The sequence below is a fragment of the Chitinophaga varians genome, from assembly GCF_012641275.1.
Lineage (GTDB): Bacteria > Bacteroidota > Bacteroidia > Chitinophagales > Chitinophagaceae > Chitinophaga > Chitinophaga varians_A.
In genome coordinates this window covers 690,619-716,040 of sequence record NZ_JABAIA010000002.1, presented here as the reverse complement: position 1 = coordinate 716,040, position 25,422 = coordinate 690,619, and the positions used below count along the sequence as shown (strand labels likewise).

The 25,422-nt window shown below is 50.4% G+C and carries 21 protein-coding genes; 9 read left to right on the top strand and 12 right to left on the bottom strand.

Translation table 11 applies throughout. The annotated features are described in order from the left end of the window. Window positions 1-31: 31 nt before the first annotated feature. Both HGH92_RS17515 and HGH92_RS17510 read right to left on the bottom strand, forming a co-directional pair. On the bottom strand, window positions 32-2,155 hold the full coding sequence (locus tag HGH92_RS17515; protein WP_168872060.1) for a carboxy terminal-processing peptidase: 2,124 nt from the start codon (window positions 2,153-2,155) through the stop codon (window positions 32-34). Window positions 2,156-2,384: 229 nt separating this feature from the next. After that, on the bottom strand, window positions 2,385-3,608 hold the full coding sequence (locus tag HGH92_RS17510; protein ID WP_168872059.1) for a PQQ-dependent sugar dehydrogenase: 1,224 nt from the start codon (window positions 3,606-3,608) through the stop codon (window positions 2,385-2,387). Between the two features lie 107 nt (window positions 3,609-3,715). Between HGH92_RS17510 and HGH92_RS17505 the strand changes: the two genes are divergently transcribed. Continuing rightward, complete coding sequence (locus tag HGH92_RS17505) at window positions 3,716-4,975, top strand: MFS transporter (protein WP_168872058.1); 1,260 nt, start codon at window positions 3,716-3,718, stop codon at window positions 4,973-4,975. Window positions 4,976-5,052: 77 nt separating this feature from the next. On the opposite strand, the gene HGH92_RS17500 is transcribed toward HGH92_RS17505, so the two are convergent. Further along, on the bottom strand, window positions 5,053-5,547 hold the full coding sequence (locus HGH92_RS17500; RefSeq protein ID WP_168872057.1) for a YkgJ family cysteine cluster protein: 495 nt from the start codon (window positions 5,545-5,547) through the stop codon (window positions 5,053-5,055). 163 nt (window positions 5,548-5,710) lie between these two features. On the opposite strand from HGH92_RS17500, the gene gcvP reads away from it, so the two are divergent. Continuing rightward, entirely contained in the window at window positions 5,711-8,575 is a 2,865-nt protein-coding gene (gcvP, locus tag HGH92_RS17495; RefSeq protein ID WP_168872056.1) for an aminomethyl-transferring glycine dehydrogenase, read from the top strand. Window positions 8,576-8,643: 68 nt separating this feature from the next. On the opposite strand, the gene HGH92_RS17490 is transcribed toward gcvP, so the two are convergent. Both HGH92_RS17490 and HGH92_RS17485 read right to left on the bottom strand, forming a co-directional pair. Next, window positions 8,644-9,237 (bottom strand): Crp/Fnr family transcriptional regulator, encoded by a 594-nt coding sequence (locus tag HGH92_RS17490; protein ID WP_168872055.1) that lies wholly within the window; start codon window positions 9,235-9,237, stop codon window positions 8,644-8,646. 3 nt (window positions 9,238-9,240) lie between these two features. Continuing rightward, complete coding sequence (locus tag HGH92_RS17485) at window positions 9,241-10,500, bottom strand: ectonucleotide pyrophosphatase/phosphodiesterase (protein ID WP_317166423.1); 1,260 nt, start codon at window positions 10,498-10,500, stop codon at window positions 9,241-9,243. 276 nt (window positions 10,501-10,776) lie between these two features. On the opposite strand from HGH92_RS17485, the gene HGH92_RS17480 reads away from it, so the two are divergent. The 6 genes from HGH92_RS17480 to HGH92_RS17455 all read left to right on the top strand — a co-directional run bounded on the left by HGH92_RS17480 (window position 10,777) and on the right by HGH92_RS17455 (window position 16,573). Beyond that, window positions 10,777-11,289: a hypothetical protein gene (locus tag HGH92_RS17480; RefSeq protein ID WP_168872054.1), complete on the top strand. Its 513-nt coding sequence runs from the start codon at window positions 10,777-10,779 to the stop codon at window positions 11,287-11,289. A gap of 135 nt (window positions 11,290-11,424) precedes the next feature. Continuing rightward, a complete protein-coding gene (locus tag HGH92_RS17475) occupies window positions 11,425-12,327 on the top strand; it encodes a hypothetical protein (RefSeq protein WP_168872053.1) in 903 nt (300 codons plus the stop codon). 43 nt (window positions 12,328-12,370) lie between these two features. Further along, window positions 12,371-13,264: a hypothetical protein gene (locus tag HGH92_RS17470; RefSeq protein WP_168872052.1), complete on the top strand. Its 894-nt coding sequence runs from the start codon at window positions 12,371-12,373 to the stop codon at window positions 13,262-13,264. Window positions 13,265-13,330: 66 nt separating this feature from the next. Then, window positions 13,331-14,182 carry a hypothetical protein gene (locus HGH92_RS17465; RefSeq protein WP_168872051.1) on the top strand — a complete coding sequence of 284 codons (852 nt, stop codon included), beginning with the start codon at window positions 13,331-13,333 and terminating at the stop codon, window positions 14,180-14,182. Between the two features lie 75 nt (window positions 14,183-14,257). After that, on the top strand, window positions 14,258-14,608 hold the full coding sequence (locus HGH92_RS17460; protein WP_168872050.1) for an MmcQ/YjbR family DNA-binding protein: 351 nt from the start codon (window positions 14,258-14,260) through the stop codon (window positions 14,606-14,608). A 72-nt stretch (window positions 14,609-14,680) separates the two neighbouring features. Beyond that, window positions 14,681-16,573 carry a CocE/NonD family hydrolase gene (locus HGH92_RS17455; RefSeq protein WP_168872049.1) on the top strand — a complete coding sequence of 631 codons (1,893 nt, stop codon included), beginning with the start codon at window positions 14,681-14,683 and terminating at the stop codon, window positions 16,571-16,573. Between the two features lie 83 nt (window positions 16,574-16,656). On the opposite strand, the gene HGH92_RS17450 is transcribed toward HGH92_RS17455, so the two are convergent. Beyond that, a complete protein-coding gene (locus HGH92_RS17450) occupies window positions 16,657-17,835 on the bottom strand; it encodes an acyloxyacyl hydrolase (protein WP_168872048.1) in 1,179 nt (392 codons plus the stop codon). A gap of 162 nt (window positions 17,836-17,997) precedes the next feature. On the opposite strand from HGH92_RS17450, the gene HGH92_RS17445 reads away from it, so the two are divergent. After that, window positions 17,998-18,717, top strand: a complete 720-nt coding sequence (locus HGH92_RS17445) for an FKBP-type peptidyl-prolyl cis-trans isomerase (protein ID WP_168872047.1) — start codon at window positions 17,998-18,000, stop codon at window positions 18,715-18,717. Between the two features lie 146 nt (window positions 18,718-18,863). Here HGH92_RS17445 and HGH92_RS17440 read toward each other — a convergent pair whose 3' ends face one another. From HGH92_RS17440 to HGH92_RS17415, 6 genes are read right to left on the bottom strand one after another with little or no spacing between them, the layout of a single operon-like run. Further along, window positions 18,864-19,862, bottom strand: a complete 999-nt coding sequence (locus HGH92_RS17440) for a chorismate synthase (RefSeq protein WP_168872046.1) — start codon at window positions 19,860-19,862, stop codon at window positions 18,864-18,866. 34 nt (window positions 19,863-19,896) lie between these two features. After that, window positions 19,897-21,165: a 3-phosphoshikimate 1-carboxyvinyltransferase gene (gene aroA, locus HGH92_RS17435; RefSeq protein ID WP_168872045.1), complete on the bottom strand. Its 1,269-nt coding sequence runs from the start codon at window positions 21,163-21,165 to the stop codon at window positions 19,897-19,899. A 38-nt stretch (window positions 21,166-21,203) separates the two neighbouring features. Beyond that, complete coding sequence (gene aroB, locus HGH92_RS17430; RefSeq protein ID WP_168872044.1) at window positions 21,204-22,229, bottom strand: 3-dehydroquinate synthase; 1,026 nt, start codon at window positions 22,227-22,229, stop codon at window positions 21,204-21,206. A 32-nt stretch (window positions 22,230-22,261) separates the two neighbouring features. Then, window positions 22,262-23,365 (bottom strand): chorismate mutase, encoded by a 1,104-nt coding sequence (locus HGH92_RS17425; RefSeq protein WP_240976009.1) that lies wholly within the window; start codon window positions 23,363-23,365, stop codon window positions 22,262-22,264. Window positions 23,366-23,401: 36 nt separating this feature from the next. Then, a complete protein-coding gene (locus HGH92_RS17420; RefSeq protein WP_168872043.1) occupies window positions 23,402-24,244 on the bottom strand; it encodes a prephenate dehydrogenase in 843 nt (280 codons plus the stop codon). Then, complete coding sequence (locus HGH92_RS17415) at window positions 24,241-25,404, bottom strand: pyridoxal phosphate-dependent aminotransferase (protein ID WP_168872042.1); 1,164 nt, start codon at window positions 25,402-25,404, stop codon at window positions 24,241-24,243. Before HGH92_RS17415 ends, HGH92_RS17420 begins: the two co-directional genes overlap by 4 nt. Between the last annotated feature and the right edge of the window lie 18 nt (window positions 25,405-25,422).

The following is a 25,422-nucleotide window of genomic DNA, read 5'->3' as shown; positions in this document are numbered from 1 at the left end:
TATATTCTCTTTTTTTGCCTGGTTGTTCCGCTTAGCGGTTCGGTTTGCGTTCCATCTTCGGCAGAGACATGGCAATCAGGTCATTCATCACATTCACAGCTTCATCGAGATAGATGTCTTTAGTCCTTACCTTGATCCAGTCCTTGTTACGGGCGATCTTGGAGGAATCGTTGCCGAGTTTTTCCATATCTGACCTGATGTTAACGATACTCAGTTCTTTCACTTTATCGTTTACTGCGTCATATTTTTTCAGGGCAGCGGTATTTGTTTTCTGTTCAGCCTTGAAAGTTTGCAGGTTGAGAGAATAGGTTTCCTGCTTCTCCAGCTTCTTCAGGGTGTTCAGATTTTCGGTGAGCAGCCTGAAAGCGGGGCTGGTAGCCATTCTCTTCTCGCTGTTCTTTTTAAGTGCTTCAGTCGGCACCGGATTGATCCAGGGAGTGAAGGAAGCGCGGGGAATTTCATCCCATACCAGCGCATCGCTGTCTTTGCGTTCAGCCACATCATAATACGGGTCCGGCAGTACAACATCAGAAGCTACGCCTTTCAGCTGGGTGGAACCGCCGTTGGCCCGATAGAATTTCTGCTGGGTAAGTTTCAGGGCGCCGAGGCTGCCACCGTCTTTTACCGGATAGAAGTCATCGAGGTTGAACAGGCGTTGTACCGTGCCTTTGCCGAAGGTCTGGCCGCTACCGATGATCACAGCGCGTTTATAGTCCTGCATGGCTGCTGCCATGATCTCAGAAGCGGAGGCGCTGTATTCGTTGACCATGATGGCCAGCGGGCCGTCGTATTGAACATTTTTGTCACGGTCGCGCAGCACCACTGCGTCACCGCCTCTGGAACGCACCTGCACCACAGGGCCTTCCGGAATAAACAGGCCGGCCATCTGTACCACGTCCTGGAGGGAACCGCCGCCGTTGAAGCGCAGATCGAGGATGATGCCTTCTACTTTCTCCGCTTTCAGTTTGGCTACTTCTTTGGCCACGTCTTCCGCGCTGCGGGCGCCGTTGCGGTCGTTGAAGTCTGCATAGAATTCTGGCAGATAGATGTAGCCGATTTTATGCTGGCCATTGATGATGGCGGATTTGGCGAAGGTTTCTTCTGTTACGATCTCATCACGAACAATGGTAATGTCTTTAGTGGTACCGTCCACGCTTTTCACGGTCAATTTTACCGGCGTGCCTTTTTTGCCACGGATCAGTTTCACGGCATCTTCCACAGGATAGCCGGCGATATCAACCGGTTCTGCGTTCCCCTGGGCCACTTTCTGAATTACGTCGTTAGCTTTCAGCTGACCTTGTTTCCAGCTGGGGCTTCCGGTGACGATGCTCACCACTTTAATACGGTCGCCCTCTTCTTTCAGCTGGGCGCCGATACCGAAGAATTTGCCGGCCATCTGTTCTTCAAAGGCACGTTTTTCATCCGGCGGGAAGTAATCGGTATGCGGGTCCATCGTGGTGGTGATGGCATTCACGTATAAGTTGAAACGGTCGTTGTCGTTTTGTCTGTTCTTCAGGCGCTCAAAGTAACGGTCATACAGTTGTTTCACCTTTACGCGGGCTTCGCTTTCCAGCTGGGCGTCGGTCTTGGTTTTAACGCTATCGCCGTCCTTGGCTTTGTCTCTCATCTCCTGAAGATCTGTGAGTTTTTCCAGTGTGCGGTATTTCAGCACTTTGCGCCATGCTTCTTTCCGGGCGTTTTCATCTGCCGGATAGTCCAGCTTTTCCGGGTCGAGGGTCACTTTCTCGTCCACGGTGAAATCGAACGGTTTGGAGAGCAGTTCCGGGTAGATGCCGGCCGCTTCAGCCACCCTTTGTTTGATGAGGGTGTTGATATTGCGGAAACAGTCTACCGGCGCGCCTTTCAGCTCGTCGTCTATATGTGTGGCCAGTGGCTCCAGACGGGTAATGTCAGATTTCAGGAAAAATTTCTTTTCCATGTCCAGGCTGCGCACATATTTATTGAAAACTTCTTTGGAGAAGGCATCATCAATAGCTTTGGGTTGGTAGTGGCCTTCCTTCAGCATCTGGCCCACCAGGTTCATGATGACTTCGTAACGGCCAGGGGGGTCGTCTGCATGGCCCAGCTTGTTAAAAGCCAACACACCGGCGGATATGCTGAGGAGCACGACCGGGATAATCACTTTCAGTCTCATATGTATCTCTATTAACGTAAACGTTGTCTGATCAAATATAAAATAAAATCGTCCGTTGCCACTTGAAATTATTTCCTTTTAACAAAAAATTGGGCCAAACGGTCGCGCAGACGGGCGAAGGGTCAGATCGTGCGTGGAATGGGGTCGGGCAAACGGGCGACAGTCAAGGGCGGGAAGGCTTACAGGAGAAAGGCGCAACGCTCAACAGCGCTGCGCCTTTTCAGCATGATCAGTCTTTTACCAGTTTGTATACGGCGCCTTTAAAGCCGTCTTTGGTAGACATACTTGTGAGCATATAAATTTCTCCCTGCTCATCTTCTCCCCAGCTGAGAATGAAGGGGTTATCAGCAGGACGATTGGACAGTTCCAGGTCTGCCCGTTCCCATTTGTTTCCCTTCGGCACCAGCACAAAGGTTTTCCCGTTGTAATCGCCGAAGATGTACAGGCCTTTCAGGGCAGGAACCGCATTGCCTCTGTACACATATCCGCCGGTGATGCTGATGCCCAGATCGTGGTCGTACTCGTGTATGGGAGGCGTCAGTTTGTTGCGGTCGGCATCAGCAGGAACGTTGAAATCATGGTACCCTTCCATGATACGCCAGCCGTAGTTGCCGCCTTTGGTGATGATGTCCACTTCTTCGTATTTGGCTTGTCCCACGTCGCCGGCAAACAGTTTACCGGTAGTTTTATCGAAAGAGAAACGCCATGGGTTGCGCAGGCCATAGGCCCATATTTCCGGTTTTGCGCCGGCTGTTTTCACAAACGGGTTGTCTGCCGGCACTTTATACGGTGTACCATTCACGTCTATACGAAGTATTTTTCCCAGCACGGTGCCCAGGTCCTGCGCATTGCCGATGGTGCCGTGTTTGTCGCCACCGCCGCCACCGTCACCGAGGCCTATGTACAGGTACCCATCGCGGCCGAATACCAGCTGACCGCCGTTGTGGTTAGACTCCGGCTGGTTGATTTCCATTAGTATTCTTTTGGACGCCGGGTCGGCCACATTAGGATTGGTGGCCGATGCGGTAAATTCCACCAGCCTGCTTTTATGGTCCAGCACCCGTTTCACCGGATTGGGCACCGGTGCGCTGTAATACACATAGAATTTGCGGTTCTTTTTGAAGTCGGGATGAAAAGCCATGCCCAGCAGCCCTCTTTCATCATAGGCCGGGTTGACTTTCACCATATCTGAACTGACGTCCAGGAAGGGTTCGGGCAACTGGTTGCCTTTTTTATCTACAATCCATACTTTCCCTTCTTTCTGGCAGAAAAACAGCCGGCCGGTACCATCATGGGGAACGGCCATATTGACCGGGGAAATGAACTTGTCCGTTACCAGTTGCAGCCGGGCTTTTCTGGCGGGGGGCGCTGCTTTGTCCGGCTCACCGGCCAACACAGCATGGGTGAATAACAGGGGAATAAACATCCCACATAACAACCCTTGTATTTTCATATCGTGCGGAATTTTGAAGCAATAAAAATAGCAGATTATTATCCCTTTACTGATGACTTTTTGCTTTTTCCCTCCTGCTTTTTACCTTAGCAGTAAATTACACCCGCTTGGACACAACGGCCTCTACACCCAGAAACGACCCATACGCATCGCTACGTTACAAGGAATTTAACTATTATCTGGTCATTCGCTTCGCACTTGTGTTTGCACTGGCCATGCAGTTCGCCATCATTGAATGGAAAGTATATGCTTTATCACACGACCCTTTTTCCCTTGGGTTGATAGGATTGTCAGAAGTGATTCCGGCTGTGACGCTGGCGCCTTTTGCCGGACATCTGGTAGACAAGCGGGAAAAACGGGGATTGTTGCTGAAATGTGTGATCGCCTATCTCTTTATCAGTACCGGCCTTTTTCTGCTGACGTGGGACAAAGCCGTGGCGGGCCTCTCCACCCAACTGATTTTATTATCGATCTATTTCCTGGTATTTACCGGCGGTATTGTGCGGGCCTTTGTCAGTCCTTCCAATTTCTCCCTCATGTCTTTGCTGGTGCCGCGTGCGTTATATGCCAACGCCTCTACCTGGAGCAGTTCCGCCTGGCAGATCGGGGGCGTGCTGGGGCCTGCATTGGGCGGGCTGTGTATCCACTGGTTTGGAGTACACTGGTCGATGTTGCTGGTGGTGGCTATTTTCCTGGCGCCGCTTTACAGCCTGATTCAGATCAAGCCTAAGCCGATTTACTATAAAGAGAAAGGGGAGACTTTCTTACAGGGACTGACCAGCGGGATGCGTTTTGTATGGAACACAAAAGTGGTGCTGGGCGCTATGGCGCTGGACATGTTCGCCGTCTTGTTTGGCGGTGCGGTGGCCATGTTGCCGGCTTACGCCACTGACGTGCTGCATGTGGGTTCGCTGGGATATGGACTATTGCGTTCCGCGCCGGCTGTCGGCGCATTGATCACCATGTTTATCATTGCACATAAACCGTTGGTCAATAAGCCGGGTATTAAACTGCTGGCGGCCGTATTTGGTTTTGGCCTGAGCATCATTCTCTTTGGCGTGTCTACCAGCTTCTGGCTGTCTATGGCCGCCCTGCTGATCAGCGGAGCGCTGGATGGCATCAGTGTTATTATCCGCCAGACGATACTTCAGTTGAAAACGCCGGATGACATGCGGGGCCGTGTGGCTTCTGTCAGCTCCATGTTCGTAGGTTCCTCCAATGAGCTGGGAGCTTTTGAGAGCGGCTTTATGGCGCGGCAGCTGGGACTGGTCACCTCTGTGGTGTTTGGTGGCTGCGTAACGCTGGCGGTGGTGGTCACCACCTATGTTATCAGCCCGGCCATGCGGAAGCTGGACCTGAAACCGTAGCCATTTTCCGATTTTTTGATTTACGGATTTTTTGATGTCCGCTATATTAATCCCCGAAATCCGTAAATCGTAAATCACTAAATCTTCATCGTGTCTTTCAACTTTTCAAGTATATAGAACACTGCAGGACAGATCGTACTGTTTTCGTAGGTGATATTGGGGCGTTTGAAAAAATCGTAGCTGTCAGTATAGGGGTAGTTGGCGCAGTCGCCCGGGCGCACGTCATAAATGCTGCAGCCGTTATCTCCCCCTAAAAACGGGCAGGGGCTTGACTTCACCACATAATCCTCATCTTTGTCAATACGGAGGTAAGTATCAATAAAAGCGCCTTCTTTCATGCCCAGGTATTTGGATATCCTTTTGATGTCCGGAGCTTTGAAGCGCGGGCTGATAGATTTGCAGCAGCGGGCGCAGTCCATACAGTCGATATGGCTGAACGCCTCATCATGAAGTTCCGGCAGCAGTTTCTCCACCCCTTTACCGCGGCGTGTCTGCAACTTCTGCAGGAATTGTTTATTGGCCTTTTGTTTGTCTTTGGCCTTCTGTTCCCAGTCTTCTAAAATCTTGCTCATTGGCGCAAAGATAAGCAAATACCCGGTGGACAAAATTATGACAGAAGCCACATGGCGGGCAGTATCATTTATCACTGTTTTCCCTGTCTCCGGCCCGTTGTTTGGCGATTGCTTAAAATCTGCATAGCTTTGCGCATTCTATTTCAAACTACCTGCTTACATCATGAATCTTTTTGATATCCAACAAATTGAATTCGTGCACCGTCACATTGGTCCGAATGAAGCTGAGAAGACCCAGATGCTGGAAACCATAGGTACAGCCAATCTGGACGAGCTGATCAACAAAACTGTTCCCGGCGCCATCCGCATGCAGCATCCGCTGGCAGTTCCGGCTGCGATGAGCGAGAGCGATTACCTACGCCATCTGAAAGAGGTTTCCCTGAAGAACAAAGTAATGCGCAATTACATTGGCCAGGGCTACTTTGACACGATCACGCCTAGCGTAATCCTGCGTAACGTATTCGAGAACCCAGGATGGTACACGCAGTACACCCCGTATCAGGCGGAGATTTCCCAGGGAAGACTGGAAAGCCTGCTCAACTACCAGACGATGGTAAGCGACCTGACAGGGTTACCTATTTCCAACGCGTCACTGCTGGATGAAGCCACTGCCGCTGCAGAAGCAATGACCATGTTCTTCAACGCCCTCAACAAAGACCACGACCACGTAACCAGGCCTAAGTTTTTTGTAGATACCAACGTTTATCCCCAGACACTGGACGTTATCCAGACCCGTGCCACTCCCCTGCACATTGAAGTAGTGGTGGGTGATTACAAAACAGCGCAGTTCGACGCCAATTACTTCGGCGCGCTGATACAATACCCCAATAATGTGGGTGCTGTGGAAGATTACCAGGATTTCATCCAGAAAGTTCATGCAGTGGGCGCTTTTGTAGGCGTGGCCACTGACCTGCTGGCACTGACCCTGCTGACCTCCCCGGGAGAACTGGGTGCTGACGCCGCTTTCGGTTCCGCACAGCGTTTTGGTGTTCCTTTGGGCTTTGGTGGTCCTCACGCTGCCTTCTTCGCAGTGAAAGACGACTTCAAACGTTCCATCCCCGGCCGTATCATCGGTGTGAGCATCGACGCGCAAGGCCAGCGTGCCCTGCGTATGGCGCTGCAAACCCGTGAGCAGCACATCAAACGTGAAAAAGCCACTTCCAATATCTGTACCGCTCAGGCCCTCCTGGCTAATATGGCTGCTATGTACGCCGTATACCATGGCCCTGAAGGACTGAAGAACATCGCTACCCGTGTGGCGCTGCTCACTGCTGCCCTGGCAGAAAAATTACAGGCAAAAGGACTGAAGCTGGTTGCCGGCAATTTCTTCGACACCATCGTGATCGAAGGCGCCGCCAATGTGAAAGCAGCCGCTGAAGCAGCCGGTATCAACCTGCGTTATTTCGCTAACGGCCAGGTAGGTATCTCTATCGATGAAACCGCCACTATTGCCGACATCAACGATATCCTCGGTGTATTTGGCGCCGGCAGCACAGACGCAGCCAGCATCTCCAACGGTAAAGCCGCTATCCCTGCAGGCCTGGAGCGCACCTCCACTTACCTGCAACATCCGGTGTTCAACAGCTATCACAGCGAATCGCTGATGATGCGTTACCTGAAAATGCTGGAGAACAAAGACCTGTCCCTGAACACGTCCATGATCTCCCTCGGTTCCTGCACCATGAAGCTGAACGCTGCTTCTGAAATGATTCCGCTGAGCTGGGCCCACTGGAGCAAAATGCACCCGTTTGCCCCGAAAGAACAAGCTGGCGGTTACCTGCAGATGACTTCCGAACTGGGCGAATACCTCAGCAAAATCACCGGTTTCGACTCCTGCAGCCTGCAACCTAACAGCGGTGCCCAGGGCGAATATGCCGGTCTGCTGGTGATCCGTCAATACCATGAAAGCAGAGGCGAAGGACACCGTAACGTGATGCTGATCCCTATCAGCGCCCACGGTACTAACCCCGCTTCCGCAGTGATGGCCGGTTTCAAGGTAGTAGTAGTGAAAGCGCTGGAAAACGGCTACATCGACGTAGAAGACCTGAAAGCCAAAGCCTCTTTACATTCCAAAGATCTCGCCGGTATCATGATCACTTATCCTTCCACCTATGGTGTATATGAAGAATCAGTGAAAGAAATCTGTGCTACCATCCACGAACACGGTGGCCAGGTTTATATGGACGGCGCCAATATGAACGCACAGGTAGGCCTCACTGCACCGGGCATCATCGGCGCAGACGTATGCCACCTGAACCTGCACAAAACCTTCGCTATCCCTCACGGTGGCGGCGGTCCCGGCATGGGCCCCATCTGCGTGGCAAAACACCTGACGCCGTTCCTGCCAGGTCACGTGGAACTGAACAATGGTAAAGTATCCCACGCGGTATCTGCAGCACCGTTCGGTTCTGCCAGCATCCTGCTCATCTCTTACGCTTACATCCGCATGCTCGGCAACACCGGCGTAAAACAGGCTTCTGAATATGCTATCCTGAACGCCAACTACATGAAGGCGAGACTGGAAAAAGCATATGATATCCTGTACACCGGCGTAAACGGCACCTGCGCCCACGAGTTCATCGTAGACCTCCGTCCGTTTAAAGCCTCTGCCGGCATTGAAGCGGAAGATGTGGCCAAACGCCTGATGGACTACGGCTTCCACGCTCCTACCATGAGCTTCCCGGTACCGGGCACCATCATGATCGAGCCTACCGAAAGTGAGGACAAAGGTGAACTGGACCGCTTCTGCGATGCCCTGCTGGCCATCCGCGAAGAAATCCGCGCAGTGGAAGAAGGTACCGCCGACAAACAGAACAACGTACTCAAAAACGCGCCACATACCCAGCATGTGATCACTGCCGACGAATGGACCCGTCCATACAGCCGTCAACAGGCAGCTTTCCCGCTGGAATACGTGAAAGCCAACAAATTCTGGCCTTCCGTAAGCCGTGTGAACAACACCCACGGCGACAGAAACCTGATCTGCACCTGCGAACCGGTAAGTGCCTATGAGGAATCTGTAGCGTAACAGCTTATTTCAATACATAAAAAAAGCTGCTCCTTTTCCGGAGCAGCTTTTTTTGTATCCATAACTTTCTATTTTCCTGCTTTATGGTTGCGCAGCTGACTGAGGAAGACGGGTGTCATTCCCAGGTAAGACGCCAGGTACTTTTGCGGCACACGCGCAGCAATGGCCGGATACCGCTCCAGGAAAGCCTCATACCGTTCTGCAGCGGTATGGCTGATATTCTGCAGGATACGGCGGTTTTGTGCCAGATAGGCATTCTGGTGCAGTATCCTGAAGAAACGTTCAAACGCAGGTATTTTTTGATAAAGGGTTTGCAGGGCCTCCCGTTCCAGTTGCAGCACACAGGAAGGTTCCAGCGCTTCAATGCTTACCTGCGAAGGAGTTTGTGTCAACAGGCTTTCCAGGTCAGTGATCCACCAGTCTTCTATTGCAAAATGCAGTACGTGCTCCACGTCGTTGCGGTCTGTGATATAGGACCGCAGGCATCCCTGTACAATGAAATACTCGTACCGGCAGATGTCGCCCGCCTGTAATAACCACTGGCGCCGTTGCAGCCGCCGTGGTTTCAGCAGGCTGACAAAATACTGCTGTTCTTCCGACGTAAGCTGTATATGCCGGGCCACATGTTGCAGCAGCAGCCCGTATAAGTCTTGCTGGTCCATTATTTATTGCTGGTTTAGTACCGGTTCCAGCACTTCAATTTTACCATCTATCGGCTGTGTAATATCCAGGCCGAGTATACGGGCCACTAACGGGTACACATGTATGTTTTCGAAAGTGGCGATGCGTGTATTGGTTTTGAAGGCCGGCCCCCATGCCATGAAGATAGCATTCATATCGGTAAGGTTGTTATCGAAGCCATGGTGGCCCGGGTACATTTTCTTTTCCGGGCTGCCGAACGCATAATTGGCTTCTGCCACCACCACGATGTCTCCGATGCGATTATACACATCTTCCTGTCCGTAGTGCCATCTTTCCGGTGTTTCTTTTTTCAGGTATACGGTGTAGTGGTTTTCATGCTGCTTCAGGAAATCGTACGCCGCTTTGATTTCCGCTTCGTTATTGCCATAGAGCATTATTTTCTCGTTGGTGGGCGCAATGCGGAGCGGCTTCAGGGCAGGACTGTCCGGCAGGGAAAGGCTATGTTCAGTATCTACCCGCAACATGCCATGATCAGATACGATGATAAAATTGACCGGCAGGTTCAGTTTATTCACTGCCTCCTGCATGCGACCGATGGCCGCGTCCACGAACTGAACGGCGTTCCTTACGCTGTCGCTGTCAGGGCCGTAGCGATGCCCCATATGGTCCACTTCAGGGAAGTAAAAGGTAATGAGATGCGGACGTTGCTCTGCCGGCAGTTGCAGCCAGTTCACCACCTGTTGGATACGCTGGTCGATGCTTGTTTTTTCCTGGTACTTATAATAATAAGTGGGGCGAATATTTTGAATAGCACTTTCGGAGCCTACCCAGAAATAGCTGGCGCTGATCATCTGTTGTTTTTCCGCCAGTACCCAGAGGGGCAGTCCGCCATACCAGGTGCCGTCTTCCACTGCATCGCGGTTACCCACTTTATAGATGGCGTCGCGTTTCCTGTCGTAGAACAGGTTGTCTACCAGGCCATGGTGCGCCGGGTACATGCCTGTGGCCAGTGTATAGTGGTTGGGGAATGTCAGTGAAGGAAAAGAAGGTTGCATAGCAGTAGCCCTTACGCCCTGGCCCGAGAGGCGGAGCAGGTTTTGTGCATGGTATCTTTCTGCGTAATCATACCGGAACCCATCGATGGAGATCATGATCACGTAAGGTTTTGTTTGCTGGGAGGCGCTGTTTTTCCGTCCTTCTACTGTCAGTTGAGTGGTGTCCTGCGCATACAGGCCTGTTGTTGTAAGGAATGCAGCCGCAAGTAAAATCAAAATCCGCTTCACTTTCGTTGTTTTAGTTTATATGACAAGATGATGGGGAATAATAACAGGATGGGTTAAAAACGCGCAAATTAGAAAACTTATTCCATATGCGGTCGAACCAGGAATTATATAAACGTTAATGTGTGATTTAGATTATATGATAATATTTTGTCCAAAAACTGATCATCTAACTAAAATAACAGCAAAATAACAATCATTATTTAAAATATTATATATATTAATTTAATTAATTGATTGTTTATCTATATATTAGCCAACTGAAAAACCATCGAAACTATGTCCGACTACACCTTTATTACAACTGAGGAGAATTTTTTACTACAACAAGCGCTGAAGCGGAACAAACAGCAGTTACGGAAATTTGCGTTAATAGGTTTTATCGTGTTATTGGTAGCGGCAGTGATACCGCAGATTTACCTGTACACCCACAATACGCTGGGCGATGCGGATGAATCCTTGTTTTCCTATAAGAACGCCTGGTTTTGGGTATGGATGATTTGTTTTGTGATCGCACTGGTGTTTGCACTGATCAAAGTAACGGATATCCGGTATTGGGCACTGAAAAAAGACCTGGTAGCATTGCAAAAAGCCACCCTGCAGGCCCCTATGGAAGCGGTATACCTGGAGAACAACGATACACAGACCAACATCATGATAAAGCTGGACAACCAGAAAAAACGCCTGTTTTACTGGATGCGCGGCGCCCTGGAAGGTTACCGTGCCGGTCAGGAAGTGGAAATCACTTACGCCCGTTACTCCCGCGTGATCATCGCGATCAATAAGAAATAGCTTTAACCTACACCTAAAACCGGTACGTTGGCCCGTCCTACGTACCGGTATATCTCCCCAACTTATCTACCGCCATTACACCGGACCAATATGACCATTAATCCTTATCTTAGGAAGGCTTATTGAGCCCCCTGCATGCCTTACCGGAGTACATATGTTCTTTATCTCTTTGCAGCTATCCTGCTGCTCACCCATTCCTGTCAGTGTAAAAAAGAACATGTGGACCCGCCGCAGCCGCCGGCACCACCGCAAGACACCTGGCTGGTAACATCCATCAGCCTCAACGGCATTCCGAAAGACAGCTTCGTATACAACGATCAGCAACAGCTGGTGCAGCACTGGGACTACAATACTTCCTACCGGCAATGGCAGAATTACGTTGTTTTCGGTTATAACGCTGACGGCTATGTGAAAATGGCACGGTATTATAACGAGAACGATAATACGACGAAAAGCCTGAGCCAGCAGGATTCCCTGGCATGGACATCCGGCAAATTGTGGGTTTACACTACCCGCTACCGCGACCTGGGCGCCGGCATATCCGGATATGACACTACTTTATTACTGGTGAACACTAACCGGCAATTCACGCTCTCCGGTTCAAAGGATACCTTTATTTTCAACCAGGGCATTTACGGCGATATGGTACGATTTAAAGAATACACCTATCTGCAACAGGATGTCCGGCAATTCACCGGGCATAATTATGTCAATGTGATCGGCGCTCCCACCATACTGGAAGAATACCGCTATACCATGACCTATGGCAGCCAGGTAAATGCGCTCTACCGCTTCCTCGTAAAGAATCCGCTGCTGATACAACTCGTGACCGCCGATCTGCAGAACACCTGGAAAGGTTTTCCGTACCTTGCCAGCGAACATTATGTCAACAGTGTCCGGTATGAAGATGCTGCCGGCACGCAAACTACGCTGCCTGTCACCTACACCCCCTTTGATACTTCCGCTTATCCCAAAGAACAATTGATAGGACAAAATACATCCATCAGCTACCGGTACCAGATTATCAGGGGTAAATAATATAATGATTAAACATTATCTTACATCCGTTTATCCACGCTGTATGTTATACCAACAACGATATTACCGGCTTTTTCTCCTGGCCATCCTGTATTTGCTGGCGCCCTCGTGCCACTGCAAAAAGGAACATATCGACCCGGCACCACCCGTACAGCAACAAGATAACTATCTGGTGACCGCCATCCGGATAAACGGTATCCCGAAAGACAGCCTTGTATACAACAATCAACTGCAACTCACGGAACGCTGGGATTACAATACCTCCTATCGCCAATGGCAGAACTACACCACTTTCCTGTATAACGCTGACGGCTATCTGAAAATAGCACGTCATTACAATGAGAACGATAATACCCTTAAAAGCCTCTCCCAGAAAGATTCCCTGATGTGGGCCCCGGGCACGCTCACTATCTATACTACCTTTTACCGGAACCTGGGAGATGAAATATCCGGTTACGATACCAGCCGGTATTTACAGGATGATGCCCGCCGCTTCACCCTGATTGGTTATACAGACACGCTCCCGTTTGTCTTCGGCAGAATGATGAGTTATGAAAAATATTTCTACGATCAACGGGACATCCGGCAGTATCATATCGTCAACTATGTGGAACCTATTGATCTTCCGCCCACAACAGAAGCCTACCAGTACGATATGACCTACGGCAACCAGTCGAACCCGCTATACCCATACCTGGCTAAAAACCCGTTGTTGCTGCGCATGGTCACAGCAGACCTGCAAAACAACATCTGGAAAGGCTATCCGTTCCTGGCCAGTGAACATTATGTGACCAGCATCCGGTATGAAACTGCCGCCAGCGCGTCAGTAACTATTCCTGTAACCTATTTTACACCAGACACCATGCATGATCCGCAAGAACAACGGCTCGCCTCCGGCACAACCATCAGTTACCGGTACCGCGTAGTTAAACAATAACCGTAACCCACAGGGCAGTGCCAGTCCGCCTGCCTGTATTTTTAATATTCACCCTTATACTTTGTCATGAAGAAAACCAACACCTTAGGGCGCTATGCCTGCGCCGCTGTAGCATTGTTATTCCTTGCAACCGCCTGTAGCAAAAGCGATAACTCAGAACCTATACCGGTAGACCCGGTGAAACCCGGCCCGTTCCTCCTGGAGACAGTTACCACTACTACCAGCAGCGGCACCAAAACAGACAGCTTTGTGTATAACAACAAGCATCAACTAATAGCCATTTACATTCCATCCAGAATGAGACCGGAGAACGGACAAAGCTTCGAAATGACGTATGATGAAGCCGGCAGAGTTGCTAAAACCATAAACAATTCCAAAAGTGGAATTATATCTGTCGGTAACCCGAACTGGAAAGGTGGAAAAGTTTCCATTTTTGAACAACATCCTGAATGCTCAAATTGTGTTGATCAAAGCTGGTCTTACGAGTTCAATAACCTGGGGCAAGTGGGCCTGATCGGTTCTAAAGATTCCCTTTTCTCCACGGATGTTGTCCGGTATTTTGAGTACACGTACGAAGGGAAAGATGTTGTCAAAGAATACCAATATCCTGGCGGGCCTAAAGTGCATGACCCCGCACGCGGATATACGTATACCTATAAGTATGACAAGGGCAACAATCCTTTTTATACCATCTACAAAAACAATCCCTATGTTCACTTCTATTCCGAACTGACCAGTGTAGATGTTATGCCAAGCGAACATAATCTCAGTTATGCTGACCATGCAGGAACAACGTACACTTACGAAAACAGTTATGACGAAAAAACAGGTCTGCTGATGACGCAAAAGGTAACTATTACAAATTCATCATCTGTTTCCTACAAAAGCGCCAGGTTCAAGTACATCGAAGTAAAATAATAATACCATTCTTCTGGTAAGGGCCGAAAGGCCCTTACTTTTTTTATCTTTGATGTCCATAGAAATCTGTCATTCATGAACATCGAACAATTCTGCGAATACTGCCTTTCCCTTCCGGGTGTTACGGAAGAATTCCCTTTCGGAGAACAAACCCTCGTGTATAAAGTCGCCGGCAAAATGTTTGCCCTTACTGACCTGGAAGAATTCAGCAGCGTCAATCTGAAATGTGACCCGGACGAGGCCGTGGAGTTGCGCGAACGTTATGAAGGCGTGACACCTGGCTACCATATGAATAAAAAGCACTGGAACACAGTAGATATGCACTCCAATATCTCCAACAAACTGATACTGGAATGGATTAAAAACTCCTATGACCTGGTTGTGGCCAGTTTGCCTAAAAAAGAACGGGAAAAGCTGGCCCGGTAACCGCTCACCCTTTTCTGCGGTCATATTACCTGACTTTTTGCTACTTTAGCCCCCGTCTAAAACAAACCGTTTATGAGAAAATGGCTGCTGCTGGCCTGTGCCGCGCTGTTCGTCTTTCCTGTAGTTACCAAAGCTGTTAACCAGGACTCCCTCTGGATGTATACCCATTACACCAAAAAAGAAGTGTACATTCCCATGCGGGACGGGGTAAAACTGTTTACCTCCATCTATCTTCCTAAAGACCAGTCGGAGAAACATCCTATTCTGATGACGCGCACCCCTTACTCCTGCGCACCTTACGGCGAAACCAATTTCCGTCCGCTGTACAGAAACCATTATAAACAATACCTGAAAGAAGGCTATATCATGGTGGTCCAGGACGTGAGAGGCACCTGGATGAGTGAAGGCAAATTTGTGAATGTGCGTCCCTTCAACCCCAACAAAAAAGGGAAAAATGATATCGATGAAGCCAGCGACACCTACGACACCATCGACTGGCTGGTGAAGAACCTGTCCGGCAACAACGGCAACGTGGGCATCTTTGGTATCTCCTATCCGGGCTTTTATTCCACTATGGGCGCATTGAGCGGCCACCCTGCACTGAAGGCGGTCAGCCCGCAGGCGCCGGTTACAGACTGGTTCATCGGTGATGACTTCCACCACAACGGCGCGTTCATGCTGTCAGACGCCTTTTCTTTCTACACCGTATTTGACCATCCTCATCCGAAGCCTACCACCGTTGGGCCTAAAGGCATCGAATACTACACCCGCGACAATTACAAATACTACCTGGAGACAGGCGCATTGCCTAATTTCTCCAAAATCATCGGCGACAGCGTGGCCTTCTGGCACGAGATGTATGCCCATCCTACTTACGACAGCTACTGGCAGGCGCGTAACGTACGCAACTTCCTGAAAAACGTAAAACCCGTGATGCTGGAAGTAGGCGGCGTATTTGACGCGGAAGACTGCTTCGGCGCCTGGAACACTTACAAAACCATCGAATCCGAAAGCCCCAATACCAACAACCGTATCGTAATGGGACCATGGTACCATGGCCAGTGGGCATCCAACGACGGTACCCATCTGGGCAACGTTCGCTTCGGCAGCAATACATCAGAATACTACGCCAACAACATCGAAATTCCTTTCTTCAATTATTACCTGAAAGGCAAAGGCCAGGCGCCGGATATCGCTGAAGCCACTATCTTCTTCACCGGTAAAAACGAATGGAAAAGACTGCCTAAATGGCCTCCGGCCGATATGAAGGAACAACCCGTTTATCTGCAACCTGACGGTAAACTGGCATTCACGCAGCCCACTGCTGCCAACAGCTTCAGCGAATACATCAGCGATCCGTCCAAACCAGTGCCTTATACGGCAGATGTACATTTCAACCGCACGATCAATTACATGACCGATGACCAGCGTTTTGCTGCCCGCAGACCTGACGTGGCGGTATTTGAATCTGAAGTGCTGGACAATGACATCACCCTCGCCGGTCCGGTTATCGCTGACATCGTGGCCAGCACCACCGGTACTGACGCCGATTTCGTTGTAAAACTGATAGACGTGTTCCCTGACGATTTCAAATACGAAGAAGACGCCGCTTCAGAACACCGTCGCGTGCCTTCTTCCACCTATCCCATGGGCGGCTATCAGATGCTGGTACGCGGCGAGGTGATGCGCGGCAAATTCCGCAACAGCTTCGAAAAACCGGAAGCTTTTGTTCCGGGCCAGCCAACACCGGTGAAATTCACCCTGCCTGACGTAGCGCATACCTTCCAGAAAGGACACCGTATCATGGTCCAGATACAAAGCAGCTGGTTCCCGCTGGTAGACCGCAATCCGCAACAGTTCATGGATATCTACAAAGCCACTGATAAAGACTTCAAAAAGGCTGATATCAAAATCTATCATGATGCTACTCACGCATCTAAGGTATTGTTGCCTATAACGCAGTAAACATTTATCATCGATATAAAAAGAAACCCGCCTGATAATACGTCAGGCGGGTTTCTTTTATATTAATGTTGACTATCAGGCTTTCACAGTTTACCACCGCCGCCCCATTCGATCCAATCTGCCGCTGCGCCGTTCTGTGTTTTAAGGCCTATCTGCAGAAAACCATATCTGCTGACATTATAACGAAGGGCCACCCGCAGGAACCAATCCCCTTTTTCGCTGTCGCGACGCCACAGGTACGTGCCTGCCTGCGTAACAATATCAAAACGCTGTAGATGAAGCGTATGGCCGATATGGGCGCCCAGCAGCATCTTATCGAAAGTGGACACCTTTCCGTATTTCTCTGCGTAAACCAACCCCAGGGAACCGTCATAGAAACCGTCAACGCCTGCTCCGAAACTGCAAACATGACTGTAGAGGTAACTCCAGTCCAACACGGCAGAGGCAGTGCCATAAAAAGCATCAACACCATAACGGGAATCCGGCTGTACTACCCCGAAGGCCCCGTAAATGCTCCAGTCCTGTTTGTGCTTCACTTTGGAAAGCGGACTGTCAATATAGGTGGGGCGGATACGCGCTACAAACGTAGGATCGATCTGTTGCTGTACAATATTGCGGATGGTATTGTAATGCACTCTCAGACCAGCATGCACACCAGGCATATTCAGGCCCAGGTTAGGCGTGTGTGTGCGGCCATTGGAAAAGTGGGTCAGGTCTAACCCGTATACCAAATCGAATAATTCAGACAGCCGCCATATGCCGCTGACGTTCACATTAAAATAAACGTCTACTTTGGAACTGATAGCATCGTTTAGCGGGTTGGTGTCCTTGTTATAGCCCTTCAGGTCGTACGTGAGGCCCAGGGACAATCCTGCTTCAAAATGATGCCGCTTCCGGCGGGCGAAGGGCGCGTAAAAGAAACCATATACGCCACTGGGGTTGCCGAGAACGGTTGCATCGCCAATACTGCCGGTATAGAAACCGATGCCATAACTCGGGCAGTTAAGGGCCCGCTGCCATTCCTGTTTGCCGGTAGACATCCAGCCCATCCGGACTTCTACGGACTCATAACCATGTTCCAGTATTTTGGACATCTCATCGCCATTATACAGGTGGCTGCCGGTATGCAGCTTCAGTTCTATGTATTTCTGCCTGCCCAGATTGGGGTTGGCCTTGGCCTTTGACCATAAATCTGTTGAATCCTGTGCCTGCAGGCTGCCTGTCAGCAGCGCCGCTACCATTGTTATAATATAGAATCTCATAGACGCCTGAACGGTTAACATACGGGTTTTATTTTTACGCCAACAAAGCAAGGCTCCCTTTTGTTGTACGAGAGCAAATAGCTTCTAAAAGGTTAATTCCTTAACTTGCGGGGACTTTAGCAAAACCTTATTTGATTCAAAGTTATTGACAACCACAAATTTATGTACAAAAAATACATTTTCACCGGTGTTCTTGGCCTGTTGGCCATGCAGGGATTCAGCCAGGCTAAACCGGCGCCCAAAGCGAAACCGGCATCCCATACCGCTGTAAAACCTGGTTTATTGAAAAACAGGATAGACTCCGTGAGCTATGGTATTGGCGTTAATATCGCCGAAAACCTGAAAGCACAGGGATTAAGCAATGTCAACACTACCCTGCTGGCCAAGGCTATTCAGGATATGTTGACCAATAAAACATTAACATTATCTAAAGATCAGAGTGAGATGAGCATCAGCAATTACCTTCAGCAACTGAAAGCGGAAAAAGTTGCCAAAAACCGCGAAGCCAGTGATAAGTTCCTGGCTGAAAACAAAGCAAAGCCGGGCGTGGTAACCCTCCCCAGCGGTCTTCAGTACCAGATCCTGAAAGAAGGCAATGGTCCTAAGCCCACTATCAACGATAAAGTAAAAACGCACTATCATGGTACCCTCATCGATGGTACAGTGTTCGATAGTTCCGTAGACAGAGGCGAACCGATCTCCTTCCCGGTGAGCGGCGTTATCAGAGGCTGGACAGAAGCCCTGCAACTCATGCCTGTAGGCTCCAAATGGCGCCTCTTCATCCCTTCAGACCTCGCCTATGGCGACCGTGGCGCCGGTGCTAAAATCGGCCCGGGCGCAGCGCTGGTGTTTGATGTGGAACTGCTTGACATCGTAAAATAATTACGAATTACAAATTACGAATTACGAATTGAGGGCTTTCATATGGAAAGGTTACTAAGATAACCGCTCTATATGAAAGCCCTCAATTCGTAATTCGTAATTCGTAATTCGTAATTCGTAATTCGTAATTTGTAATTTGTAATTCCTTATGCTTTATACACCCGCGGGCGGCGCTGTTCCAGCAGCATAAAATCGGCCAGTACCATTGCAGTCACCGCTTCCAGTACCACAGGTACGCGCAGTGCGATGCACAGGTCGTGGCGTCCTTTTACACTGAAGGTCTCCACCTGTCCGCTGGCGATGTTCAGCGTTTGTTGCTCTTTCGGTGTGCTGGACGTGGGCTTCACCGCGATACGGAATACCAGCGGATTGCCGTTGGTGATACCACCAACAACGCCGCCGGCGTTGTTGGTGGCTGTTTTGCCGGTTTTGTCGAGGATAGGGTCGTTATGTTCCAGTCCTTTCATTTTAGCGGCAGCGAAGCCTGCGCCGAATTCGATTCCTTTTACAGCAGGAATAGCGAATACAGCATGCGCCAGAGATGACTCCAGGGAATCAAAGAAAGGTTCTCCCAAACCGATCGGCAGTCCGTCTACCACACATTCCACAATACCGCCTACAGAGTCTTTTGCTGCGATGGCCGCTTCCAGTCCTTCTTCCGGGTTAGCATAGCCACCTACTTCGGTGATGGTGGCTTTCACCTGTATACTGTCACCGAGTATTTTTTTAGCGATCACGCCGGCGGCCACCAGGTTGAGCGTAAGCCTGCCACTGAAGTGGCCGCCGCCCCGGTAGTCTTCAAAGCCGCCGAATTTCTCGGTGGCCACAAAGTCGGCATGACCGGGCCGTGGAAACTCGCGCAGCTTTTCATAGTCTGTGCTGCGGGTGTTGTTATTTTCAAAGAGGATGGTTACCGGTGCGCCGGTAGTATGATCGTTGAATACGCCTGACTTAATAAAGGGCAGGTCTTCCTCCTTGCGGGGGGTAGTCCCTCTGGAACCGCCTTTACGGCGTTCCAGGTCGGGTAAGAAGTCTTCCTGTTGAAGCGGAATGCCGGCCGGCACCCCGTCGATGTTAACGCCCACGCTGGCGCCATGCGATTCACCGAAAACGTTCACCCTGAATAATCTGCCAAAACTGTTCACACACTGATGATTTAAAATTGAATAAAAAGGGGCCTTAGCTGTTGGCAGCCACGGCTATTTTACCTCCCAGCAGTTGCAGGTGGTCGTAGAATTCAGGGTACGACTTATTCACTGCTTCTGCGTTTTCGATGATCACCGGACCGTCGGCCGTAAGGGCCGCTACGGCGCAGGCCATGGCGATACGGTGGTCATTATGGGAATGTACGTGCGCACCTTTGATGCCGGTACCACCATGCACCAGCATGATGTCCCCTTCGAGGTCTATGCGGATGCCCATTTTGCCGAATTCTTCCTGTAAAGTAAGGCCGCGGTCACTTTCCTTGTGGGCGAGGCGGCTTACGCCTTTAATTTTCGTAGTGCCGTTGCAGTTAGCTGCCAGCGCCACGAGCGGTGGGAACAGGTCCGGACAATCCGTTGCATCTATTTCGAAGGCATTCAGCCCGTTTTGCTGGATATTCACGGTAAACACTCCCGGCAGAATGTGGGCGCCTGCTTTTTCCAGCGCTTCCAGGATGGCTTTGTCTGACTGCGCGGAAGCGGTATTGAGGTGCTGCACTTCTGCCTTACCGGCCACCGCAGCGGCTACCAGCAGGAAAGCGGCGCCACTCCAGTCACCTTCTACCGTATAGTCGGTAGCGTTATAGGACTGTTTTTTACCAAAGCGGAACTGCTCAAAGTTTTGTTCTTCCACCTTTACCCCGAAGTGTTCCATCAGTTGCAGGGTCAACGCGATATAAGGCTTGCTTTTAAGATCTTTTACGGTGATGGTCACATCTTCTGCTGCTGAGCCGTAGGCCATGAGCAGGCCGGTGAGGAACTGTGAACTGAGAGAGCCGTCGATGGTAATGTTTTTCGGCTGTAACGGGCCCTGTATATGCAGGGGCAGTTTGCCATCCTGGGTGGAGCATTTCACGTCCAGCTGTGGCAGCACTTCTTCGAAAAAGTGCATGGGGCGGGTAGTGAGGCTGCCATGCCCAACGATGGTGATCGGAATAGAAGCCAGTGCAGCGATAGGCGTAAACATACGGATACCGAGGCCGGATTCTCCGCAGTTGATTTCATCGTAGAATGGTTTTACGCCATGGCTGGTGATTTCAAAATGATCTTCTCCCCTTTTGATCCTGGCACCGAGATTTTCAGCTACCTCAAGTGCTGCCAGGCAATCGTTGCTCAGGCCGGGATTACGGATGATGGTCGTGCCATTTGCCAACAGCGCAGCGGCTACGGCGCGTTGCATGGCGCTTTTGGAAGGATTGGCCGTAACGGTGCCTTTAACAATGCCGGGTGATACAGTAACTTGCATATATATGTGTCGTCCGCCTTTAGATGTTTAGAAAATAATTACAACGCCTGCAGCAGCAGTTGCAGGTCTGTGATAGGAACAGGCATAGTGGTGGCCGTTCCTATTTTCTCCAGCAGCACAAAATGGATGGCGTCTTTTTCCCGTTTTTTGTCCAGCTTGAAGATATCAAACACCGCTGCTTTGTCGGAGTTAAAAGCTACCGGCAACTGATAATCGGTGATCAGTTTTATCAGGCGCAGGGTTTGTTCGTTGGGAAAGCCCATCAGTTGTTCAGAGAAACGGGCCGCTGCCACCATACCGATGGCCACTGCTTTGCCATGAGCGATATGCTCCAGTTTTTCTACGGCGTGTCCCAGCGTGTGACCGAAATTGAGCCAGCGGCGCGGGCCGTTTTCAAACTCATCTTCCAGTACTACTTTGGTTTTGGCTGTCACTGATTTTTCCACCAGGTATTCCAGCACTGCCACATCCCTTGCCAGGGCCTTTTCCCGGTTTACTTCCAGGTAGTCAAACAGTTCTGCGTCCATGATGCACGCATATTTGATGATCTCTGCGAAGCCGTTGTGCCATTCTTCTGCAGGCATGGTCAGGGGCAGGGCGTAGTCGAAAAGGATGAACTCAGGCTGGCGGATAGTGCCGAGCAGGTTTTTTTGTTTCCCATGGCTGACGCCATTTTTACCGCCGATGGAGGCATCTACCTGTGCCAGCAGCGTTGTAGGCACAAACCCGAAGGGAATGCCTCTCATGTAGATGCTGGCCGCGAAACCTGCCACATCGGTGATCATACCGCCACCAATGCCGATAAGGGTGGTTTTGCGGTCGGCCTCATATGCAATCAGTCCGTCGATGACTTTTTCCACGGTGGCCATGTTTTTCACGTCTTCGCCGGCAGGCACCACTATCTTTTTCCAGTCGTGCAGGTGATGGCCGTGCAGTCTTTCCACATTTTCATCGATCACGATCACAGACCGGTGACGGTCTACATGGTTTCCCAACTGCAGCAGGCTTTCTCCCATCAGATAGGTAGTGGCCTGCTGCTGAAAATTATTGGTTAGCTTTTTCATTCATTGATTTTAGCGATCAGTAAATGATGCTGTTATTTTTCTTCGTTCATCACCCTGTTCTGACGGTTGATGGATTCCAGGTGCACCGCATCGAAGTATTTCAGGATGAATTCTTTGGTGAGGCCCAGTTTCTCGCCTTTAGCGATGTTGCGCTCCAGGATTTCGTTCCAGCGGTTGGTTTGCAGGATGGTGATGTTATTTTCTTTCTTGTACATACCGATTTTCTCAGCGATTTTCATACGGTTGCCGAGCAGCAGCATGATTTCATCGTCCACCTGGTTGATCTGCGCGCGCAGTTTTTCGAGGGCGGTATTGAAATCTTTTTTATCGGTGTGTTCTCTTCTCCACACGATACCGTCCAGCAGTTCAGCCAGTTTTTCAGGAGTCACCTGTTGTTTGGCATCGCTCCAGGCGTTGTCGGGATCTACGTGTGTTTCGAGCATCAGGCCATCGTAGTCGAGGTCGATCGCTTCCTGGGAAACTTCCTGCAGGATATCGCGGCGGCCGGAGATGTGGCTGGGATCGCAGATCATGGGCAGTTCAGGCATGCGGCGTTTCAGCTCGATAGCGAGGTGCCACATGGGGGCATTGCGGTATTGGGTATTGCCGTAGCTGGAGAAACCGCGGTGGATGAGGCCTACTTTGTTAATGCCTGCTTTCTGGATTCTTTCCACAGCGCCGATCCACAGTTCGAGGTCCGGGTTGATGGGGTTTTTGATCAGCACGGTGGTGTCCACACCTTTCAGTGCATCTGCCACTTCCTGTACAGAGAAGGGGTTCACTGTGGTTCGGGCTCCTACCCACAGGATATCCACACCAAAGTGCAGCGCATCTTCCACCTGTTTAGCGGTAGCTACTTCCACAGCCAGCGGCAGGCCGGTCAGTTCGCGGGCTTTCTGCAGCCATGCGAGGCCTTTGGTACCGATGCCTTCGAAAGAGCCCGGACGGGTGCGGGGTTTCCAGATACCGGCGCGCAATACGTCCACTTTACCGGTTTTTTGTAATGCCAGCGCGGTGGCTAAAACCTGCTCTTCTGTTTCAGCGCTGCAGGGGCCGGAGATGATCAACGGCTTTTTATCAGATGAAGGATCTGAGAATTTGGTTTTGGATAATATTTCTTCCATTGTCTGTACCATAAGTATTGAAGTTAAGTAGATTGTTAGAATTTATGTTTATTTCAGGATTTTCCTGATTTTGTTTGATTTCTGGATCAGCTTGTAGAAGGTGTCGTAGTCTTCATTTTCAAGCAGTGATTTCATCTGCTGCAGCTGGTGGATGTGTTCATCCAGTACGTCGAGGACGTTGCCCCTGTTGTGTTTGAAGATGGGCACCCACATGTCCGGTGAACTTTTCGCAAGCCGTACGGTAGATTCAAAACCGCCGCTGGCCAGTTCAAAGATGCGGCCCGACTCTTTCTCTTTTTTGAGTACGGTCAGTGCCAGTGCAAAAGAGGTGATGTGGGAGATGTGTGACACGTAAGCGGTATGCAGGTCGTGTTCTTCTCCGTTCATATATACGGTGCGCATCTGCAGTTTGTCGACCATGTCCTCTACCATTTCGAGGGCGTCATCATCACTGTTTTTCACATCACAGAGCACCATTGTTTTGTGGGTGAAGAGGTTGCGTATAGCGGCATCGGGGCCGGAATACTCGGTGCCGGCCATCGGGTGGGCCGCTACAAAACGGCCGCGATTGGGATGACCGGCAACGAGTTGCAGTATTTTTTGTTTGGTAGAACCCACGTCCATGATGACCTGGTTAGGGCGTACTTTGTCCATCAGTTCAGGCAGCACCTGTAATACCGCATCTACCGGGATGGCCAGTATCACGAGGTCGGAGCATTGCAGCGCTTCATTGAGCGGCATGCCGTCATCGATGATGTTCAGTTCTTTGGCCCGTTGCAGGTGCTCTGCGTGCTGGTCTACCCCGATGATCTTATCTGCCACTCCTTTTTCCCGGAGGGTGATAGCCAGCGAGCCGCCGATCAAACCTGTGCCTATTATCGTTACAATCATTTTATCACAGTTTTTATACGGTCAATAGCGTCCTGGAAAACCTTTTCATCCTGACAGAGGCTTACCCGGACATAGCCGTTGCCGTTACTTCCGAAAATACCGCCGGGCGTAATAAACACCCGTGCTTTCTGCAGCACCTCATCGCTGAGCGTGTAGCCGTTATCGTAAGTATCCGGAATGCTTGCCCATACAAACATGCCTACCTGGTTTTTATCGTAGGTGCATTGCAGCAGGTCCAGCAGCTGGAATACTTTTTCGCGGCGGCCGCGGTATATTTTGTTGAGCTCATCGTACCATTCACGGCCCAGTTGCAGTGCTTTTACAGCGGCCATCTGCAGGGGCTGGAACATACCGGAGTCCATATTGCTTTTAAAGCGGAGCACATCAGCGATCCATGCCGCTTTGCCCACCAGCATGCCTACACGCCAGCCGGCCATGTTGGAAGACTTGCTGAGGGAGTTGAGCTCCAGCACTACGTCACGCGCGCCTTCAAACTGTAACAGGCTTTCCGGCTGTTCATTGAGGATGAAGCTGTACGGGTTATCGTGACAGATCAGGATGTTGTGCTGTTTGGCGAAAGCTATCAGTTTCGCTGCAAATTCCCTGTTTACTTTAGCGCCGGTGGGCATATGGGGGTAGTTGACCCACATGATTTTCACCCGGCTCAGGTCTTTTTTTGCCAGTGCATCGAGATCGGGGAGCCAGCCGTTTTCCGCCACCAGGTCGTAGTCCACCACAGTGGCGCCGCTCAGGTTTACCGCAGAGCGGTAGGTAGGGTAACCCGGGTTAGGGATCAGGGCTTCATCGCCGGCCTGCAGGTAGGTCATGCAGATATGCATGATACCTTCCTTGGAACCGATGAGGGGCAGCACTTCCGTGTCGGGATGGAGGTCCACTCCATAGAAACGCTGGTACCAGTCGGCCATGGCCTTACGCAGTGCAGGGATACCTTTGTAGCCCTGGTATGCGTGGGTATTGGGCAGGGCCGCCTGTTCATGGAGCGCCTCCACCACAGACGGGTGCGGGGGCAGGTCCGGGCTTCCGATACCCAGATTAATGACTTTGGGACCGTTTTGGTTCATTTCGTCTATTTCCCTTAGTTTTTTGGAGAAATAGTATTCTTCTGTTCCCTGTAATCTTTTTGCAACCTGTATTTGCATATACCTGATTTCTGAATC